This is a genomic window from Haliscomenobacter sp. (assembly GCF_041740695.1).
Taxonomy (GTDB): Bacteria; Bacteroidota; Bacteroidia; order Chitinophagales; family Saprospiraceae; genus Haliscomenobacter.
On record NZ_JBGSLK010000143.1, the window covers coordinates 26,627 to 46,697 of the forward strand.

Below are 20,071 nucleotides of genomic sequence, written 5' to 3' on the forward strand. Positions count from 1 at the left end.
ATTCCGAATGAATACCCGAATACCTACCGAACCAGTTGAATGACCTTTCGATAAATCTGCTCTTTATCAAAGCATTGAAGTTCCAATAAATATACCCCGTGTGAAAGCGGCGGAATACTGAATTGTACCGTACTTTGAGCATTTACCTGGGTATATTTTTCCTGGCTCAACAATTGCCCACCGAGCGTATACGGCATTGCATTAACGGGGCCTGAATGCCCCTCAGTCAAGCTGAAATTCACTTCATTGGCGTACTGTAATGGGTTGGGAAATACTTTCCAAATGTTTTGTTGTTGATTGGTTTCCTTTACTGCAACCAAGGTGCTACTCGTATCCTGAGGAGGGCTCAGCGGGTCGCTACTTGGAATGATGTACCAGCGTTGCGCATCGTTGCCGATATAGGTCTGCAAGCTGACATCCGTTCCATTCAGGTTGCCCTCCAGGTATAAATTACTTTTGTGGTTTTTGAAATAAAACGTGCTGTCTCCGGCCTGTTCTATTACCCAATTTTGAGCTGAGGTGCCATTCACCCTGAATTGCCAAATTTTTGTGCCCGGAGCAGTACCTCCACCAAAGGCATCAAGGGCAAAATTGCTGTGTTTGGCCAGAATGTTCCATAACTTTTCGGGCGTTTTTTTGAAATAAAAGGCCTGGTGAGGGGCTTCCTTATTGGCGTTTTGTTGCAAAAAAGCACCGGCACCCAATGCTGCTCCACTGATCTCCAAAACCCTCCCGGTGGCTTTGTTGCGGATGTAACTTGCCTTATCTGGAATTTGAAATAAATTGGTAGCCACTCCAGCGCAAGCATCCAGCTGGATAGAAGTCATCCTGGCTACACCTTTGCCAATCCATTGTTTGTGTGCTGCGTCCCAATTGCCTTTATAGCCACCCTGAATATTGCCTGCTACATTGCATACAAAAACAGAGCTGTAATTGAATAAGTCATCATTGCTCAAATTCATTGCCTTGGAAACGCTGAAATAGCCCAACCAGGAATATTGCTTCAAGCAGGTCAGCTCTTTACTGGCCTGCTCGGCCAGATCACCTACCAAAAAGTGATCATTGTGGTCCCCCGGATTGTACAAACTATTGGTTTCGGGAATATTCAGGGTGGCGTAGCTGTACCCCGATGTTTCAGCAATGATGATGCGTTGAATGGTCTTTACCAAATCAGTCCAACCTTGATACGTAGCAGAACTGTCCACCGCAGTAATTTTCGAAATAGCCCCATCCCGCAAACGTTTGAGGGATTGATTTCCGGTGCCTGTATATCCGTTGCCATCGCCATTGCCTTCGGGTAAACGCAGGTAATAACTTTTGGTATGCTTGTACTGCACCTGAAAAATCTGGTGCGCATTGGCGTATACATATTTGGCGGATTCACTGCGATCTGGCGCCGAGGCGATGTCGGCCAGAAATTTTATCGAAAGCCGAGAGCCATTGTCTCGGGCTTGATAATATGGAATAGTCCCACTTCCTCCTTTACCTAGTCCCGCATCACCTGCCGTAAGGGTAATAAAAACCGTTTTCTGCTTGGCATTCGTGACATCGGCGAAGGCGTTTTTCACCATAAACAACTGCCAATCATCCTGATGTGCTACAATGTAGAATACAACCGATTCTTGTGCAAAGGCCAATTGGGCAAAAAGAAAAAGGGCAAGGCACCAACTTTGGCGCAAAAAACGGGTATATGGAGTTGACATTGTATTGAAAATTTATGGTTCTAGAGATTAGGGCGATAAAAAAATAAGTGTTTCATTTTGTTAAAGGATTAGGCAAGTAAACGGTTCATTTTAAGTGTCTTATCTAATCCTTTGACTCAGAGAAAATGAACACTTATTTTTGCCCCACTACTCGGAATGGTTGGATCAGACCTGTACTTTTTGAATCGCTGCGGGTAAAGTCCGCCAGAGAATCCATAAGTCCAACCAGAGACTATAGCGATGCGCGTATTCGATATCCAGTTTTTTACGGCCATCTTCACTAACGTCAGCTTTGCCACGTTCGGTTACTTGCCACAAACCGGTAATTCCAGCAGGCGCAGCAAAACGCGCCACCCATTCATCCTGGGTCAATTTCTCTGCTTCATACAAGGGTAAAGGACGGTTACCAACCAAAGACATGTCTCCCAACAAGACATTGAACAATTGAGGTAATTCGTCGATACTGGTATTGCGAATAAAGTGCCCAATGCGGGTAATGCGCGGGTCATTTTCGATTTTGACAAAGGTGTTGCCGTCTTTTTGTGCCTTTTGGTGCAAAAAAGCCCCCTCCCCTATAAAACCATCGTCCTGAAGCAGGAGAATGTGGTCTTCGTAGTTTACATCATCTGCTTTCTCGGCTGGTTGTTGCTGCTCGTACTGATTCAAGTGTTTTAATCCTTTCAGCAGTTGATCAGCATTGGGGCGCATGGAGCGAAATTTGTAAAAATCAAAGGTGCGGTAGCCCTGGCCTACCCTTTTGGCGCGGTAGATAATGGGGCCTGGCGATTCTAGTTTGATCAAGATTGCGATGATCAAAAACAAGGGGGACAAAAGGAGAATCAGGATACTGGCCGCCAACACATCTATACAACGCTTCCAAAGAGGAATTGTGTAGGTGGGGTGTCCAATTAGGTAATCGAGTAAAACTTGCATAGCTGGAAAAATGGGTGTTGATTAAACGTGAATGGATAATTGACGCGCGATGCGCAGGCTTAATTCCCTTGGGTGAAAGGGTTTAAGTACAAAATCCGCAGCTCCTGCTTCCAGGCATTTGATGCGATCCTCAACGGATTCGGAAGCGGAGAGTACGATGCAGGGAATAGGAGCAAACTCCGGATTTGATTTTAGTTGGCTCAACCATTCTAGGCCACTTTGACCTGGAAGTTTTAAGTCTATGATGATCACATCAGGTTGGAGCCCCGTTTCCATGCGGATTTGGGCCTCCTCCGCCGTTTCAGCAGTAAATACCCGAAATTCCGTGCTTAAGATGCGTCCCAAAAACGTGCGCATCATTTCATTGTCTTCTACCAATAGTATGTTCGATTCCATAAATAAAGTTTTGATGCTGCAAAAGTAGAGTGGATTTCAAGGGATCGGTCTCTCAAATAGGGCAAGTGGTCGATTTTGAAGGTTTTTGGTAAAAATGTTCGATGAATGGAATTTACGTGAATGAAAAGTCCAAGCTTAGGGTGCTTTACCAAAAACCGTCAAAAAAAGCCATTGACCGATCAAAAAAATAGCTTAACCGAAGAGCTCCGCCCTGGAATGTACCCTGCACCTACCTTTGCATCGTAAATCATTACATTATGAAATTGTTTCTCCGCCCTCAGGGTAATTATAGTGCCACATTCAGTCTGAATATCCTCCCCTTGCTTAGGAGACCCTTAAGCAATGGAGCCTATATCGCAGAATTAGACGGTTTGCGATTCATCGCCATACTTGCTGTAGTTGTGCAGCATTTGAGTGAAAGGCTCACCCGCATTCAAAGTAGCGACGTTCAAGCACAGTGGATTGATTCCAGTCTGTATTACGCAGCTTCACGAGGGAGTATTGGAGTGCTGTTGTTTTTTGCGATCAGTGGTTTTATTTTAAGTCTGCCTTTTTGGAGCGGCAAATCAATCCGCTATACCACTTATCTCAAAAATCGTTTGTTGCGCATCGAGCCACCGTATTTGATCTGGATGAGCTTGTTTGCAGTGTTGCTCTGGCTGAGTGGCCGGATTACCCATGACCTGGGGCAACATTGGCTGGCAAGTATCGCCTATGTACATACGCTGAGTTACGGCGAATTTTCCATCATCAATCCGGTTGCCTGGTCTTTGGAGATCGAAATTCAATTCTACTTGCTGGCACCCTGGATTGTTTTGTTCTTAAAAAAATACTTAGCCGCCAAGTTCCGCCCCCTGCTCTTGCCCTTGTTCATTGGATTGTACACCTTGTTGATGCAGGTGATGGGCTGGCACCAGGGCTTACTCAAATTCACCTTACTGGGACAGTTGCCTTATTTCATGGTGGGGATTTGGATGGCGGATCTCTACCAGCAAGGAAAACTCAAACTTCAAGTTGGCAAAAGCACGCTACTTTGGGTGGTTTTAGGCTGGCTGGTCATGATGTATACCTGGTCTGAAAACATGGGCCTTACCCTGATTTTTTTATTGGCCTTAAGCGCCTTTTTTGCCCTGGCGTTTCAACCTTCATTCTTTCAGCGCCTGTTGCGCAGTCCCTGGATAGCGGGCATTGGTGGCATGTGTTACAGCATTTATCTGATCCACTTGGCAGCCTTGGAAGGTTTAAGCAATTGGAGTAAAGGTTGGTTATCGATCGATAGTTATGGTTTATCCATGCTAGTACATGGAGTATTGTGGTTGTTGCCCATCTTGTTGTTCAGTGTGTTGGCCTATTTGCTACTTGAAAAGCCTTTTATGGGGCGCGAATGGCCCACGCAGCTAAAGAATTGGCTACAACAATCACGGAAATTGATGATTAAGACAAGTGTTACAGTGTTAATTATAGGGGGAACTTTTTTTTGGGGGAATCATGCAAGCGCACAAACCGACACCATTCGGTGGAAGGGGAAGGCGCTTGCTCCACTTTCAGTTTTGATCGAAAGAGCCCAACAAAATTCCCATGCATTAAAAGCCAATGATCGCGAAGTCGAAATCCTGGCTTTGGATCGCGACATCACTAAGCGCCAGTGGATGCAGCACGTTTCGGTGGTGGCAGGGCTAGACGCTGGCAACGGCAACTACGTTAGCACCAATACCGAAGCATTTACCGCCATCAATAGTTCTTTAACCCGTAAGGCCGTTCAGTTTGCAGTAGGTGTGAATGTTCAATTGCCGCTGAGTTCCTTGAGCAACCGAAAAGCAGAGATACAAAAACGTAGCCTGATGATGGAGAAGGAATTGCTGCTGAAAGCTAGTCAGGGCCAAACGATTCGGGAAGAAGTCATCAACAGGTATACCCGGTTCAAAGAATCCGTCCAATTGCTCGATTTGCAAGCAGGCGTCAATGAAGCCAGTTCGATCAAACTTACTGCAGCTGAAAAGTACTTCAAGGAAGCCCAATTGAGTGTAGAGGATTTTAGCCAAGCGATGGAACAGCATTTTCAAAACAAAATGGAACTGGAAAGAAAGAAATCAACAGTTGAAAATGCGCTGTTGTTGTTGGAAAATATTGTCGGAACCTCCATATATAACCTACTATGAGCTTACTAGATTTTTTACGGATCGTCTCGCGTAATTGGTACTGGTTGTTGTTTTCTGCTTTGACCCTGGCCGTTTTGACCTGGTCAAGCCTCAAAAAACAAGCGCCTCAATACGAATCCCATAGCATCATCAATACGGGGTTGGTGTCCAACTATACCATTGAAAGCAATGAAGGAGCTAGCATTGACTATGCTTTTACAAATAACGAATTGCAAAACATCATCAACGTTGCAACTTCGTATCAAACGATGGAAGAGTTGGGCCTGCGATTGTTGTCCAAAACTTTGGATAAACGTACGGGGAAAGGGATGTTGTTGCCCGAAAACCGCAAAGATCTGGAGAAAAAACTGGGGGCAAAGGTTTTAGCACAACTCAGCACCAAGAACCCCTCACTGCTCCAGGTTAGCCTGATGCACATGCGCGATCGCAGTCGCCATAGCAAAGTGTATGAATTGCTTTACTCTGATCATCCCTTGTTTGGGATCGAACAACTACAAACCATCAAAGTGGAGCGCTATGGCAATAGCGATATGTTGAAAATCAGCTACCAAACTTCTGATCCTGGGATTTGTCAGCTTACCTTAAAATTGCTGGCAGAAATCATCATGGAAACCCAGCTCTCCCTGAAAAAAGGCCAATCAGGAGATGTACTGGCCTTTTTTGACGAAGCTACAAAAAAATCTGCGGGAGAACTTCGCGGAGCAGAAGATGAGTTATTAGGATTCAAGGTCCGCAATAAAGTCATCAACTATTACGAGCAAACCCGCTTTATCTCTGGTAAAAAAGAAGACTTTGACGAGCTGTATTACAAAGAAATGATGAACCTCGCCTCAGCGGATTCGACCATTCAAAAGTTGGAAGGCCAACTGCGCCAAAGGGTGAACTTGCCCCGTTTGAATCAATCCATCATGGATCAGCGCAAAACCTTGACCGAATTGAGCACCAAGATCAGTACCATGGAGATCAGGCCCGATAGCTTGGAAGATTTTTCCACCAATGATCTGCGCAAACTCAAACGGCAAGCTGAAAAGGTAAGAGAAAACATCCGCAACACCGTGGATGAAACCTGGATGAATACCAATATGCCGGAGGGTTTGCCCGTCAGGGATGTATTGAACCAATGGTTGAGCAGTGTGCTCAAACAAGAAGAATCCACGGCACGGATGCAGGTCATTCGTCAGCGTCAGGCCGAGTTTGTCCAAATTTACGATCAGTACGCCCCATGGGGGTCTACCATTCGGCGCATGGAACGGCAAATTGATGTCAATGAACGCGCTTACCTCGAAAATTTGCACAGTTACAACCAGGCTCGCTTGCACCAAATCAACATGATGATGAGCTCCAACCTCAAAGTGATTGATGAACCCGTGTTTCCCAAAAAACCAATGCCCAACAAAAAAATGATGTTTGTGGTCATGGCCTTTTTGGCGGGTTTGTTTCTTCCATTGGGTGTATTCATTGCGATGCATCTGCTGGATCAATCCCTCAATTCGGTAGTAAGGGCTGAAGAAAAAACCGGCTTGAAACTGGCGTCGGCGCTGCCCTTTGTCAACAAATTTAAAATTGGCCCCAAAGCTAGGATCGACTTTCAGGCCATCAACCACAAGGCCATGCAGCAACTGATCCACACGCTAAAAATGAGCAATCAAGGCGTGGAAAGCCCCATTATCGCCTTTTTATCCAATCGCAGCGGGGAAGGAAAAAGTTGGCTCATCACCCGCCTGGCCGCTTACCTGGAACAAAAAGGGCAGCAAGTGCACCAGATCAAAGCAAGTGATTGGGAAACCCAACGGGAACAGATTCTGCAACGCCTACAGGAACAACCCGCCTGGGTTTTGGTAGAGTTCCCAGCCTTGCTGGAGCAGTCGGAACAACTGCCTTATTTGAATGAAATGCACAGTGCAGTGTATGTTGCCTATGCCCGGAAGGTTTGGTCTAAAGCGGATGAACGTGCATTGGATCGCATCAAGGATTGCGCAGACAAACCCGCACATCTGTTTTTAAATGCGCTGGATTTGGATCAAATGGAAGATGTCATTGGCGAGGTTCCCAAACGCAGAAACATGCCCCACCGCTGGTTGAAAAGAATGGTAACCTTGCAATATTCCTAAAAAAATAAGTGCTCATTTTTCCTGAGCCAAAGGATTAGATAAGACACTTTAAATGAAACGTTTACTTATCTGATCCTTTGGCAAAATGAACAATTTATTTTTTTGTCGCCCCTAAGCCAAGTCATGAACGAAACCACAAATACAAAACCGCTGCTCTGTTTGGCCCTGCCCGCCTGGGCTGGCAACTACACCAAATCGACCGTAGAGTTGATGAAAGCCATGAGCGAACATCGTTCGGTGCTGTACATCGACTACACCTATACCTGGAAAGATGTAATGCGGGCTTTACTGGGTAAAAAACCAGGGCTGCCCATCTTAAGCGTACTCGGATTGAAATCCCGAATCCGTCGTATATCCCCTCAATTGCAGGTTTGGAGTTTGCCTCCATTGTTGCCCATCAACGGATTGCCTCCTGGGCTTGCATTCCGGGTGGTTCATGGCATCAATACCTTTTTGGTACAATCAAGTCTTGCCAAGGCAATACGGATCTGGGGTGGTGCTGATTTTGTGACGATCAATGCCTGCCAGGCCCTGTATGACCGCGCACTGCAAAAATTGCCCGCCAGCAAAAACATTTACTACTGCTACGATGAAATCGCCGCAGCCCAATGGACCGATCGCCATGCAGCCCGCTTCGAGCGGGAAGCCATCGGAGCGGCGGATGCCCTGGTTTGTTCAGGCAGCCAATTGTTGGCGCAAAAACGACAAAATGGCCAACCTGCCCTGCAAATTCCCAATGGGGTTGACCCTTTGTTTTTGCAAACACAAAGAGACAATCCTCCCCAAAGCAGACCAATCATTGGTTATGTAGGCAGTCTCGACGAACGGATTGATCTGGATTTATTGGAAAAAGTAATCCAGGCTTTACCTGAGTTCGACTTTTCCTTTACCGGTCGCCTCCAGCAGGCACAGCTTCAACAGCGGCTTACCGCATTTGCGAATGTTCAATTTCACCCTCCGGTGGCTTATCAGGCATTGCCACAACGGATGAAGCATTTTTCAGCGGGGATTATCCCATTTTTGCGCAATGAACTCACTGCCGGGATTTACCCCATGAAAGTGAATGAATACCTGGCATTGGGCTTGCCCGTGGTGAGCACCGGATTTGGGGACATGCATCAACTTCAGCCCTGGGCCACCGTAGCCGATCAGGCCGATGCATTTATCCATGCCCTGCGTACAGAACTATCCAATGACCATCCAGATAAACAGCGCCAGAGGCGCGCATTTGCTGCCCAACAAACCTGGCAAGCTCGTGCCTTGCAGCTCAATGAACTGATTGAAAAGCTGTAGGATCCTCCCCCCCCTTGAGGCCCAAAACTGATTAGAATTGGCCAATTTCCAAAAAACGCTTCAATTCGCAACAATCTCTCCCTTTTTTTCCAAAAACCTAAGAGTTCTGATTGGAGGCTTGATCTACCTTAATTTTGAATCATCAAATCAAGCAAATCAATTCAACATGACCATTGCACAACACATTTCGCTCCTAAAACAAAGAAAGTTCCTGATCGGAGCGGGAGTGAGCGTATTTTGTTTGGGCATGAGTATATTTTTTGGAAGCGGCGATTTATTGATGAGTGCCGTCATGCTGTTGCTACCTTTTCTTTTGTTTTTTGCGGCCTGGTTGGTCGTTGCCCCTCAGCAAGGGATCTACTGGGCCCTGATTATGGGATTTTTATCCTCAGGTTTGGCCAGGTACATGGATGCTCCCTGGGGTTTGACTTTGGATATTTTGCTTTTTTTGAGCACGCTTGGTTGGTTTTTTAAACAATACCGGTTGAAAGACTGGAGCGCAGTACGCAATGACATCATGCTGCTGGCACTGATTTGGATGTTGTACATTATTTTGGAACTGGTTAACCCAGAGGCACACAGTGCTGAAGCCTGGTTTTACGCCATGCGCGGAGTTGGTTTTTATCAGTTATTGTCCTTTGTGTTGGTATTTACGTACTTCCGCAAAAACGCTGATCAAGACCGGGTCATTCGCCTCATCATTTGGCTTTCTTTATTGGGTACTGCCTGGGGTTTTCGCCAATTGTTGATGGGGGTTGATGCTGCTGAGCACCATTGGTTGTACGCAGAAAACCACCACGAGGAACATATTTTACATGGCAAACTGCGGGTTTTTTCTTATTACAGTGATGCAGGCCAGTTTGGCGCATCTCAGGCCATGGTGGCTTTGATGTGTGGCATTCTGGCGCTGGGGCCCTTCCCTTTGCGCAAGCGGATTTGGTTTGCGGTAGCCGCACTCATCACCTTTTTAGGCTTTGCCATTTCCGGCACCAGAGGTGCCTTGGCCGTTCCTGCCGGTGGCATATTGATTTTTTTGATTGCCTCCAAAAACTTTAAAATCCTGGCTGCTGGCCTGCTGGTGATAGGCACCGCTTTTTACGTCCTCAAGTTCACCTTTGCTTTTCAAGGGGTGGAGCAGGTACAACGCATGCGAACGGCACTGGACCCTAGCAATCCATCGCTGCTGGTGCGTTTGAACAACCAAAAGACCTTTGGCAACTACCTGAGCAGCCGCCCCATGGGTGGAGGGATTGGAACAGCGGGCTTTTGGGGGGCAAGATTCAGCCCAAACACCTTGTTGGCTAAAACTGCAACCGATAGTTGGTATGTCAAAATCTGGGCCGAAACAGGCACAGTGGGTATTGCACTACACTTGTTTGTGCTAGGGTACATCATGGGCAAAGGCGCCAGTGTGATTTGGCGGCTAAAAAACCAGCAGATTCGTTACAAAGCCATGGCGATGTATGCCTCTATCGGCGGTGTATTACTGTCCAGTTATGGTAATCAGGTCTTTGGCCAAATGCCTACTGGAATGATTATGAATGTATTGATCCCATTTGTGTTCCTCTCGCCTCTGTATGAAAAAGAGCTGGAACGAACCGATAAATCCATTTAACTATGAATGTTATACTGACCCTTATAGGCCTTGTTGCTGCGCTCTATTTTGCTTACAGTGCTGGATTTGTAGCCCTGTTCTCGGTGGCAGGCAGCCTGGCAAAACGCAAAGTACTTACCTGGAAAGAACAGGACGCTAAACGTCGTTTTTTGGTTTTGATTCCAGCTTACAAAGAAGATTTAGTAATCGAACAAACGGCTCGGGCTGCACTGTTGCAAAATTACCCTAGTGCGCACTACGACGTGTGTGTGATCGCCGATCAACTACAAGCTACGACCCTGGAGCGCCTGAATCAACTGGCGATTCGCGTGTTGCCAGTTTCTTTTGAAAAATCCACCAAAGTGCAAGCCATCAACGTCGCTCTGGTGACGCTACCCTCAGACTACGATGCCGTGGTGGTGCTGGATGCCGATAACATCATGGCTTCAGATTTTTTGAACTTCATGAATGCCAGCCTGGCCCAGGGCTGGAAAGCAGTGCAGGGGCAGCGCATTGGCAAAAATGCGGATACTCCCACTGCCATTTTGGATGGATTAAGTGAGGACGTGAACAACCATATTTACTGCTTGGGGCACAACGCGATTGGCTTGTCCTCCCGTTTGTCGGGCTCAGGAATGGCCTTTGACTATCAGCTATTTAAAGCCATAATGGCTCAAAATACAGCGGTGGGTGGATTTGACAAGGAGCTCGAAATCAGGTATACCGCTGCGGGTGAGTACATCTACTATTGCCCTGAAGCCGTGATCTGGGATGAAAAAGTGCGCTCGCAGCAAAATTTCCAGAATCAGCGACGTCGCTGGATTTCTGCACAATACGCCAATCTGCGCCGCTTTTTTCCTACTGGTTTGAAGGCATTAAGCCATGGCAATCTGGATTGTTTTCACCGGGTATTGCAATTGGCTTTGCCACCCCGGCTTTTGTTGCCCGTTTTTTTGTTCTTGATGAGTGCCATCGCGCTTGTTCTGGGTTCTTATCCTGGATTTTGGTTGACCCTGTTTGGCCTCAATGTAGGCGGAATGCTGCTGGCGATACCACTCGATTTTTGGAAGAGCAAAAAATACCTGAGCCTGCTCAAGCTGCCCAGTATCATTTGGCAAACCTTGAAAGCAACTTTGCGGATACGGCACGCCAATCGAACCTTTATCCATACCACACATCACAATTAAACATACTATGCTAGGAGAAGGAATGCCTTGGGGGCTTTTATTGCTGATTGCAATGATTGGTTTTATCTGGGGAGTTTTTAACGACAAAGAACCAAAGCGCAGTGAAAAATCTGAACATTCTAATGGTTTGTAAATCTCTGCCCGATACCTTTTCGGGCGGGATTCAAACCCACACCTGGTTGCTCAGTGGTGCCTTGCAGGAAGCAGGCCACACCGTCAGCATCCTTACTGCAGGGTCTTTTCGCCGGAAGCTTCAGCGAGAAACAGTACAAGGACGAATGTTGATCAAACTACCATTTATCCCTGGACGGAGAATGCCTGTATTGAAATTGACTTTGGAAGAATTGTTTTTTAACCTGGCGGTGCGCCGCTGGTTAAAGCGCAACGCTCAAAACTACGATGTGATTCATTTGCAAGGTCGTAGTGGTGGCCTTTCGGCCAAAGGAGTAATAAAGAATAGTGTAGTCACTTATCATGGATTGGTAGGGGCAGAGCAGGTAGAAAAGGGCAGTTGGGATCAATGGCTACACGGAATAATGGCTCAATTACTGGAAAGAAGACCCTCGAAATTTGCTAAGGGGCTGATTGTCGTGAGTGAAGGATTGTTGACCAAGCTAAAAGAAGCTTATCCCCAAGTTTCCTCGCCGGTAGCGATTATTCCGAATGGAGTAAACGAAGGTTTAGCGGGAAACAAAGTTGTGAATCAGGACGAGTTGTTGTTTGTAGGAAGGTTAGACCCAGTCAAAGGTATTGGAGTGCTGATGGATGCCTTCACCCATTTTTCACCCGAAGTAAAACTCAAAGTAATCGGCGACGGACCAGAACTTCCAAAAATTGAAGCGCTGATCCAAGCCAAAGGTCTTGGTCATCGGATTGAGTTGTTGGGCGAAAGAGACAACGCGTACGTACTGGAAGCCATGCAGACGGCATTTGCCTTGGTGTTGCCTTCCTTCATGGAGGCCCAGGGGCTGGTACTGCTGGAAGCGGCGGCGAATGGTCGCCCCTCAATAACCAGTGATTTGGCCGGAACAAAAGAGGTGATTATAGACGGCTACAATGGTTTGCGTTTTCCCATGGGAGACTCAAAAGCCTTGGCAGAAGCAGTCAATAAACTCTATGCGGATCCAGCTTTGGCAGACCAAATGGGGCGCAATGGGCGAGAACATGTGCAAAAAAACTTTAGCTGGTCAAGTGTAGTCGCACAAACTGAGCAGTTTTACCATCAAATCCTAGGGGCATGAACCTGAATAACGTAAAAGCTGCTTTTTTGACGCAACTGCTGCCCATGGCGGCGCAAGTATTTGCTTTTATCCTGCTTAATCGGGTATTGAGCTTAGAAGACATGGGGTCTTGGTCTTATTTTCTGCTGTTTTTTTCACTGGCAGAAGGCTTGAGGGCCACATTCGTTCACAATGCCTGGATTTATTTGTCTCGGCAAACACCCGATGTTCCAGCCGAAAAATGGAAGGCTGCGGCCTGGACGCTCCAGGCAGGAATTACCTTGATTCTGATCCCTCTGATCTTGGTATTAGGTTGGCAGGTACAGGATTTTTTGGGCATGCCAATGCTGAGTGTCCTTTGTGCTTGGTATCCGGTACTGGCCATTACCTCTGGTTTGTACCAATTGACCCAAAGTGAGGCGATCAATGAGCTGCAATTCAAGCGCGTAGGTCAGGGGGCTTTAGTCATGAGCCTCAGTCTCTTGCTGATGTATGTGGGGCTGTATGCTTTAAAAATAAACTTTGGTCTGATTACCTTATTGCTGATTCAATCCTTGAGCTACCTATTGGGGGCCTGGGCGACTAGACTACGCTTGCCCGCAACACTGCCAAATTGGGAGCAGGTCGCTGCAATGTTCAGTTTTGGGAAATTTTCAGCAGGTACCAGTTTGGGCTCATTGTTGTACCAAAAGACGGATGCCTTGTTGATCGGGTATTGGCTTGGCCCAGCAGCGGTAGGTTTGTACAGTGTTGCTTCACGAATCAGCAATTATACTGAAATCCCACTGAATGCCATTGCACAGGCTAGTTTTCCGGAGATGAGTGATAAAACGTTCAATAAGGATGACCTCAATAAAAGCCTGGGCTTAATGGTCGCAAGTGGATTCCCTCTGGCCATTGGGGTACTGATTATGGCCCCCTTGATGATCTGGATTCTGGCTGGCTCCAATTACCTGGCAGCAAGCAGTTGCCTGCGGATTTTTGCCTTAACGGCGATCATCAAACCTTTTGGCAGAATAATGGGCTTACAATTGGAAGCAAGTGGCCGACCTCAGCTCAATTTTCGCATCATGTGGATCAGTGTAGGGGTCAATCTTGTATTCAACCTCCTATTCATCCCTTATTGGGGGATTGCCGGAGCTACTTTTGCCACCTTATTGGCAACCGGGCTTACGATCTTCCTCAGTAAACGGTTGTTGGCGCAAGGCGGAGGCCCTTTAGTAGGTCCAGCGATCAAAAGCGCCTGTCATTATTATCAATTGCTGTTTCAAAACCTTCAAAAATCTTTTCATCATGTCTTTAGTTTTCGGTAGACTCCAGTATTTGACCAGCACGCGCATGCAAGCCTCGCCCTTCATTGCCAAGTTGTTTCAAAGCGTATTTGGATACACCAACGTGGGCAATTACGCACGTTCGAAGGTTTTTATGCGCATCATGCAACAATTGCCTATTGAAAATGCCAGCAAAATCATGGACCTGGGCTGTGGCTACGGCGAATACAGCGTGCTGATGGCCGATATGTTGCCCAATGCCCACATCACTGCTTTGGACATCGACTCAGCACGTTGCAAAAACGTACAGACGATGCTTAAAAAAGCCAATTTACAGGAAAAAATTGGGGTGGTAAACCAAAAAATTGGAGATACCATCGAATGGCCACAATACGATTTTGTATTTTCAGTAGATGTGTTTGAGCACATCCCTGAAGCGGAGATGCCTTTTTCCGCAGTTTTGGAGCGCTTGCGGCCAGGAGGATATTTTTTGGTAAAAATACCCAATCGCGATCAACGCACCATTTTTCCCGCACAATGGTTTGAAGAACACCAACACTGGTTGGACGAAGAACACGTGGGTCAAGTATACGATCTGGAGGGATTGCAAGGACGTTTTGTTCGTGAAGGTTTTGACATTGTGCTGGCCGAAGCCACCGATGGACTGCTGTCTAGATTGGCCTGGGAATTGGCTTGGCTGGGTAAAAAAGCAGGAGTCTTGCTACAACTGCCCACCTTGCTTTTGGCGAAGCTACTCATTGGGCTGGATCCGTTTTTTCAAAAACCAGGCCGAGGCAATGCCATTCACGTACTTGGCCGCAAGCCATTTTAGGGTTTGCTTTTTTTATCCTAATTCCCCTTCAAACAAACAACTGCACCAAACATGAAAGAGGTACTTGTAAGCATAATCACGGTAAACTACCGCCAGGCGGAAGCAACCCTGGCATTCTTGGAATCTTTGAACAACCAGTCGTTTCGCAACTATGAAGTTATTCTGGTAGACAATGCTCCACATTTGAATTATTCGGATTCCTTTGCAGCGATATGTCCTTACCTAAAATTGATCATCAATGCAGAAAACATCGGTTTTGCTGCGGCCAACAACCAGGGAATGAGCCTGGCCGAAGGGAAGTTCTTTTTTTTGCTCAACAACGATACGATTGTCACAGACGGTTTTTTTGAAGCGTGTTTGCTGGCGTTCGAAGACCCTGAAGTTGGAGCAATATCACCACTGATTTGTTACGATCAGTCGGGCGAGCGCATTCAGTATGCAGGTTTTACAGCGCTTGATTGGCGAGGCCGCAATCAGTTGATTGGTCAAAATCAGATTGACCAGGGCCAATTTTCCACGGAACGAGAAACCCCTTATCTACATGGCGCTGCAATGATTGTTCGCCAGTCGGTTTGGGAGCAGATAGGAGGAATGTCTGAAGATTTTTTTTTGTACTATGAGGAACTAGCCTGGTCTGAGTCAATCCGCGCAGCGGGTTATCGGATAAAAATGGTTCCTCAGGCACGCATTTACCACAAAGCATCTTTGAGCACTGGCCAAGGTTCGCCGCTTAAGTTGTATTACCTGACGCGCAATCGCCTGTTGTTCATGTGTAGGTACAGCAAATTGTACGTTTTGCCCTTTTTTCATCTGTATTTCTTCGGATTGGTCGTTCCCTCACGCGTTTTTTACTTGTGGAGGTCTGGACAAAAAATCCACCTGCATGCTTTTGTACAAGCGATGCAAGATTGGTTTTGTGGACGTTTGGGCCATCAAAAAATCATTGGCCTATAATGGATCAATTCTGCGCAACAACATGGGCTTGTACTGTCGGGAGACCGGGATGACTTTTTTGTTGATGACAATGGTGTTGTCCTCAATATCCACCACTTTACTCAGGTTGATGATGAAAGAGCGGTGTACTTTTAACAATTGGGGATGATGAAGTTTTTCATCGATGCGTTTGAGGGTCGAATGTACCATGTACTTAGCATCGGTCGTGTAGAACATGACGTAGTCGCCAACGGTTTCGATGTACAACAGGTGGTCTATTTCGATGCGGACAATGCGCCCATCGGTTTTGATAAAAATATCGTCGCTTTTATTGCTGTTACTTTCCTGCTCTACCAGATCTCGAACCCGTTCAACCGCCTTGACCAAGCGAGGAAGTGTAATGGGTTTGGCCAGAAAATCGACGATCCGTTCCTTGAATTCAAAGGCCTGGGCAGCATATTCTGTGCGGGAAGTTGTAAAAATAATGTAGGGCAAATGGGTAACCGATTTGACCAAATCCATCCCGTTGATACCCGGCATTTCGATATCGAGCAGGATAAAATCGGCCCATTCTTCTTCCAGCAACTCGATCAATTGAGCGGCGCTTTTGCAGCATGCTACCACTTGTACGTCTTCAATTTTTTCGCAAAATCTTTGTACAGACACCCGGGATAATTCATCGTCGTCTATAATAATACAGCGTAGTTCCATGGGTCAGAATTAAATTGTTTGGCGGAAATAATCTTCTTGTTGAACGGTAATATGCAAAGCTTTATGCACATTTTGAGCGAATACATAAAAAAGTTGTTGAATAAGAACCTGATCTGTACCGAGTTCCAGGGCCTGTTCAAAATCCTGGATGTTGCTCGTCATGTAGCCCAGTCCAACCATCTGGAAACTGGGTTTTAGTTTGTGCGCCAAACCACGGGCGCTTTCCCAATCTCTCTCCTTCATGGCCAGTTCAAGTGTCGCAAAATCTTCAGGGATGGTGCGGTTGAAAATGCCAATGATCACCTGAAAATGTTCTACATCTCCGGCAAACATCTCCTCAATTTCTTCCGCATTTAATTCAGGGTGCCAGAGGGTGTGGACATCCGGAGGCACAACAAGCGGTTCAACCCGATTCTCCATGGCCTGAGCAATGACTTTTTCGATTTGATCAGGGGTAAAGGGTTTGGTTAAATGGTAGTTCATTCCGGTGTTGAGCGCCTTTTCTTTTTCATCGAGCAAGGCAGAAGCTGTTAGGGCCACAATGGGTACCTGAGAATTGGGGTTGTGGTGCATGTTCCGCAGGCGAATGGTGGTTTCATAACCATCCATTTCGGGCATGCGGATGTCCATCAAAATCAAGTCAAAACGATCAGTCTCCAGAATTTTTAACGCTTCTTTCCCATTGTTAGCGGTGCGGAAGCGGATGTGGAGGCGTTCCAAAACCCGCTCGATGTATTCCTGGTTGAGTACGTTGTCTTCCACCACCAGCACGTTGAGGGCATGCAGCCTCGAAGCAATTTTGGGGCCTGCGGTTTGGCTCAAACCCGTTTCTGAGCGATGAACGAGATTGAAATCAATTTCGAAGGAAAAAACAGTGCCTTTACCTTCGGTAGATTGTACATTGAGTTCGGCATTGTGCAACTCAACCAGCTTTTTGGCAATGTTCAATCCCAAACCCGTTCCTCCGTATTTGTGTTTGGTTGCTTTTCCTGCTTGATTAAAACGTTCAAAAATGAGGGGCAGCTTGTCATCCGCTATCCCGATTCCCGTATCAGTAATGATGATTTTTGCACGTAGGGTATCCTTGGTTTTGTTTAAACATTGGGCATGGATCGAAATGCTCCCTTTTTCTGTAAATTTAGCGGCGTTGCCGAGGATGTTTAGCAAGATTTGGTTTAAAAAAGTGGAATCACCCATCACCCGGGTATTCAATAAACGGTCGACATAAATGTCAAAATGGATGCCTTTTTCTTTGATGCGGAAAGCCATGGCCTGGGCATTGACGTTGATCAATTCACCAAGATTCAGTTCACGCAGTTCCAGCTCCATTTTTCCCTGGGTGATTTTGGTGATGTCCAAAATATCACTGACGAGGGCAAGCAAAATGTCGGAAGTATATTTGATGTTTTGTAAATACCGTCGTTGCTCTGCGGTCAGTTCCGTGTCCAGCAGCAAATAGGTCATGCCCACAATGGTGTTGATGGGGTTGCGCACTTCATGACTCATGTTCGCCAAAAAATCCTTTTCCGCATCGCGGGCATTCTCTGCTTCATGCCGGGCCTCTTCTAGTTCGTATTGTAGTTTTTTAAACTCCGTTAAATCGTAATGAATACCAATAGAGCCAATGAAATCGCCAGACTCATCATAAAAAGGAGCACCACTGATCAGCACCCATTTGCGTTTGCCTCCTTTGGTGATGAGTTCTACCTCGTATACTCCAGGCTGACCCGATTTCCGGGTTTTATTTTGCCGCTCCATCATTTCCTGGTATTCCACTGGCAGCAAGAGTTGGGTAGCATCCTGATTCAGCAGTTCCTCCTCGGTGTAGCCACTCATTGCACAAAACCGTTGGTAAGCACGCGTGACCATGCCTGCTTTGTCTACTTCCAGTAAGCCCAATTCCATGTTTTCCATGATGCCGCGGTACTTTTCTTCACTGCGGCGGATGCGTATTTCGCTGTTTTTGCGATCGGTAATGTCTTCAAAATACCAGAGCTTACCCAGCCATTTTTGGTCTTGGTAAATGGGAATGAAATTCAACAAAAGAATTTGACCCGTATTGAGTCTGAGTTCTTTCTGTATCACTTCTTTTTGCGGCGAATCAGGGTTGATGAGTTCGGTTAATGCACCTTTTTCCAGCCACTGACCCTCAATGGCACGCATGAGTTCGTGTGCATTTTTATTGGTTAAATTGTTGTAATTTAGAAATATATCGAAAATTTCGGAAAATTTTTGATTGGCCAAAATTACCTTTTGGTTTTCATCCTCTACCAAAATGCCGGCTTGCATATTTTCCAACAAAGCCTTAAAACGGGTATTGAGCAAAGATAACTTCTGTTCGGCATTGACGCGATGGGTAATGTTGCGTGCCAGGCCAGCCAATTCCACCAGTTTGCCTTCTTTAAAAATCAAGGTGATTCGTTGCCCCAACCAGATGGATTGCCCATTGGGACCAATCACGGGAAACTCCAGGTAAGTGGTGGGAATCCGGCGTTCAATCTGACGTTGGTACATACCTTGTACCCGTTCAAGATAATCAGGGTGCACCAACTCAAGGTAATGAGAGCCCACCAGCGTGCTTATTTCTTTGTCGAAAATACGGGCTGCGATAGGGTTGATTTGAGTAAAAAACCCGTCTGGGGTAATCCAAAAAATGATGTCTTCAGCATTTTCCACCAAACCTTGGTAGCGATCCTGATGGGTTTTTAAGGCGCTTGATTTTAGAGCCAATTGCTTTTCCAGTCCGGTATTGAGTTCGCGCAGTTTTTCATTTGCAAAATACAGTTGTAGGGCTTTTTCTTCCAAAAGCCGTTCAGCATCCTTACGGGCCTGTTTTTCCCGCTCAAGTTTGCGTTTCAATAACGTAATTTCATCCATCAGTTCTCCCCCGAATTGAGCTTGATCGTAAACAATACTTCAGATCCATCTTCTTTGAGGAATTCAACTTCGATGCTTGCTTTTTCCCCAAAATGAGCCAAACAACCTTCGATTAAACCGAAAGCCAAATCACTCATGCGCCGATTGGACTGGTAAACCAAAACCATTTTTTGCTCATCTCGATATTGAGTCGAAAAATGGGGCAATTCGGCATCGGGGTATAATTTATATACATCGGAATGGATGTAGTCATTGAGTGAATCCAAAAAGGAAAAGGAATTTTTAAGTGCTTTGGGAGGGAAAATGGAATAATTGCTGTACAACCCGGCGAACAAATACTTGCCGAAGTGGCGGTACAGGGCTGCTTGAGGCAATTGACTGATTTGAGAAAGGGAAGTGACCAGGTTAAATATGTCTTGCGGCGGGTAGTTACCCGCTGAGGTATAAACGCCTTTGGTGGAAGTTTCGGTGGAGTCAATTAAAATTTCTACTGTTTCATCTCCAAATTCGGTTTCCACCATTTCAAAAAAATGAGTAAAAATAATGCCTTTCATTTTTCGCTATTGATTACAGTGTCGAGTATAAAAATAAAAAAAATACAAGCATTGTTTATCATTGTGGGTGAATTTCTGGCTCATCAAAAGAAAATGAACAGGAAATTCACCCACAAGACAAATAAACAATACGGCACTCACTACAAATTTACTCTTTTACTACCACCAAATGGTGAATTTGTGCTCCATCCTGTAATTTAAGCCAGTAGTGACCCGCCGGCAGTTCAGTGGGCAAAGCCAGTTCATACCAACCTGATTTGTTTTTATCCACATTCTCAAATAATCTGTGTTTTTATG

At 46.1% G+C, this 20,071-nt stretch carries 16 protein-coding genes; 10 read left to right on the forward strand and 6 right to left on the reverse strand.

Annotated elements, in window-relative coordinates; genetic code table 11:
* Positions 1–23: 23 nt before the first annotated feature.
* The 3 genes from ACEW9O_RS29345 to ACEW9O_RS29355 all read right to left on the reverse strand — a co-directional run bounded on the left by ACEW9O_RS29345 (position 24) and on the right by ACEW9O_RS29355 (position 3,032).
* Positions 24–1,703 (reverse strand): RICIN domain-containing protein, encoded by a 1,680-nt coding sequence (locus ACEW9O_RS29345; RefSeq protein WP_373553804.1) that lies wholly within the window; start codon positions 1,701–1,703, stop codon positions 24–26.
* Positions 1,704–1,868: 165 nt separating this feature from the next.
* A complete protein-coding gene (locus ACEW9O_RS29350; RefSeq protein WP_373553805.1) occupies positions 1,869–2,636 on the reverse strand; it encodes a sugar transferase in 768 nt (255 codons plus the stop codon).
* A gap of 21 nt (positions 2,637–2,657) precedes the next feature.
* Positions 2,658–3,032 carry a response regulator transcription factor gene (locus tag ACEW9O_RS29355; RefSeq protein ID WP_373553806.1) on the reverse strand — a complete coding sequence of 125 codons (375 nt, stop codon included), beginning with the start codon at positions 3,030–3,032 and terminating at the stop codon, positions 2,658–2,660.
* Positions 3,033–3,289: 257 nt separating this feature from the next.
* On the opposite strand from ACEW9O_RS29355, the gene ACEW9O_RS29360 reads away from it, so the two are divergent.
* From ACEW9O_RS29360 to ACEW9O_RS29405, 10 genes are all read left to right on the forward strand, one after another.
* Entirely contained in the window at positions 3,290–5,191 is a 1,902-nt protein-coding gene (locus tag ACEW9O_RS29360) for an acyltransferase family protein (protein WP_373553807.1), read from the forward strand.
* Entirely contained in the window at positions 5,188–7,302 is a 2,115-nt protein-coding gene (locus ACEW9O_RS29365; RefSeq protein ID WP_373553808.1) for a GNVR domain-containing protein, read from the forward strand. The genes ACEW9O_RS29360 and ACEW9O_RS29365 overlap by 4 nt, the downstream gene beginning before the upstream one ends.
* 123 nt (positions 7,303–7,425) lie before the next feature.
* Positions 7,426–8,595, forward strand: a complete 1,170-nt coding sequence (locus tag ACEW9O_RS29370; protein ID WP_373553809.1) for a glycosyltransferase — start codon at positions 7,426–7,428, stop codon at positions 8,593–8,595.
* A gap of 166 nt (positions 8,596–8,761) precedes the next feature.
* The gene (locus ACEW9O_RS29375) at positions 8,762–10,210 is read left to right on the forward strand and encodes an O-antigen ligase family protein (protein ID WP_373553810.1); all 1,449 of its coding nucleotides are present in this window, start codon (positions 8,762–8,764) and stop codon (positions 10,208–10,210) included.
* A 2-nt stretch (positions 10,211–10,212) separates the two neighbouring features.
* Positions 10,213–11,376 carry a glycosyltransferase family 2 protein gene (locus ACEW9O_RS29380; protein ID WP_373553811.1) on the forward strand — a complete coding sequence of 388 codons (1,164 nt, stop codon included), beginning with the start codon at positions 10,213–10,215 and terminating at the stop codon, positions 11,374–11,376.
* 7 nt (positions 11,377–11,383) lie between these two features.
* A complete protein-coding gene (locus ACEW9O_RS29385) occupies positions 11,384–11,509 on the forward strand; it encodes a hypothetical protein (RefSeq protein ID WP_373553812.1) in 126 nt (41 codons plus the stop codon).
* Positions 11,499–12,617, forward strand: a complete 1,119-nt coding sequence (locus ACEW9O_RS29390; protein WP_373553813.1) for a glycosyltransferase family 4 protein — start codon at positions 11,499–11,501, stop codon at positions 12,615–12,617. The genes ACEW9O_RS29385 and ACEW9O_RS29390 overlap by 11 nt, the downstream gene beginning before the upstream one ends.
* Positions 12,614–13,909, forward strand: a complete 1,296-nt coding sequence (locus ACEW9O_RS29395; RefSeq protein ID WP_373553814.1) for an oligosaccharide flippase family protein — start codon at positions 12,614–12,616, stop codon at positions 13,907–13,909. The genes ACEW9O_RS29390 and ACEW9O_RS29395 overlap by 4 nt, the downstream gene beginning before the upstream one ends.
* Positions 13,890–14,699: a cyclopropane-fatty-acyl-phospholipid synthase family protein gene (locus tag ACEW9O_RS29400; protein WP_373553815.1), complete on the forward strand. Its 810-nt coding sequence runs from the start codon at positions 13,890–13,892 to the stop codon at positions 14,697–14,699. Before ACEW9O_RS29395 ends, ACEW9O_RS29400 begins: the two co-directional genes overlap by 20 nt.
* A 51-nt stretch (positions 14,700–14,750) precedes the next feature.
* Positions 14,751–15,653, forward strand: a complete 903-nt coding sequence (locus ACEW9O_RS29405) for a glycosyltransferase family 2 protein (RefSeq protein ID WP_373553816.1) — start codon at positions 14,751–14,753, stop codon at positions 15,651–15,653.
* Here ACEW9O_RS29405 and ACEW9O_RS29410 read toward each other — a convergent pair.
* From ACEW9O_RS29410 to ACEW9O_RS29420, 3 genes are read right to left on the reverse strand one after another with little or no spacing between them, the layout of a single operon-like run.
* The gene (locus ACEW9O_RS29410) at positions 15,648–16,343 is read right to left on the reverse strand and encodes a LytR/AlgR family response regulator transcription factor (protein WP_373553817.1); all 696 of its coding nucleotides are present in this window, start codon (positions 16,341–16,343) and stop codon (positions 15,648–15,650) included. The two genes, ACEW9O_RS29405 and ACEW9O_RS29410, sit on opposite strands and share 6 nt — an antisense overlap.
* A 9-nt stretch (positions 16,344–16,352) precedes the next feature.
* Positions 16,353–19,202 carry a PAS domain S-box protein gene (locus tag ACEW9O_RS29415; protein ID WP_373553818.1) on the reverse strand — a complete coding sequence of 950 codons (2,850 nt, stop codon included), beginning with the start codon at positions 19,200–19,202 and terminating at the stop codon, positions 16,353–16,355.
* Between the two features lie 17 nt (positions 19,203–19,219).
* A complete protein-coding gene (locus ACEW9O_RS29420) occupies positions 19,220–19,774 on the reverse strand; it encodes a heme NO-binding domain-containing protein (protein ID WP_373553819.1) in 555 nt (184 codons plus the stop codon).
* Positions 19,775–20,071: the final 297 nt, after the last annotated feature.